The 676-nt window shown below is 49.6% G+C and carries 1 pseudogene; it reads right to left on the bottom strand.

The window, feature by feature from the left end:
• A pseudogene (locus ACFWV9_RS16150) lies at positions 1-676 on the bottom strand (gliding motility-associated C-terminal domain-containing protein); the annotation flags it as partial.

The raw sequence follows: 676 nt of genomic DNA, 5'->3' as shown, positions 1-676 counted from the left end.
TCTGAACAGCAGACGTAGCGTTACCACATTCGTCGGTAGCCGTCCAGGTTCTAGTAATCGTTTTGGTATTTCCACAGGCATCAACAACAGCATCAGACTCCGTAATAGTTACAGAACCACAGGTATCCGCACCAGTAGCCACGCCAGTGTTTGCAGAAGACTCGTCCTCGGTACACTCGATGGTTACATCGGCAGGTACCGTAATAGTAGGAGGCGTTGTATCCTCAACAGTTATAATCTGAACAGCAGACGTAGCGTTACCACATTCGTCGGTAGCCGTCCAGGTTCTAGTAATCGTTTTGGTATTTCCACAGGCATCAACAACAGCATCAGACTCCGTAATAGTTACAGAACCACAGGTATCCGCACCAGTAGCCACGCCAGTGTTTGCAGAAGACTCGTCCTCGGTACACTCGATGGTTACATCGGCAGGTGCCGTGATAGTAGGAGGCGTTGTATCCTCAACAGTTATAGTCTGAACAGCAGACGTAGCGTTACCACATTCGTCGGTAGCCGTCCAGGTTCTAGTAATCGTTTTGGTATTTCCACAGGCATCAACAACAGCATCAGACTCCGTAATAGTTACAGAACCACAGGTATCCGCACCAGTAGCCACGCCAGTGTTTGCAGAAGACTCGTCCTCGGTACACTCGATGGTTACATCGGCAGGTACCGT

Source organism: Winogradskyella sp. A2 (assembly GCF_046762865.1).
Taxonomy (GTDB): Bacteria; Bacteroidota; Bacteroidia; order Flavobacteriales; family Flavobacteriaceae; genus Winogradskyella.
This window is presented reverse-complemented; position numbering and strand designations above follow the sequence as displayed.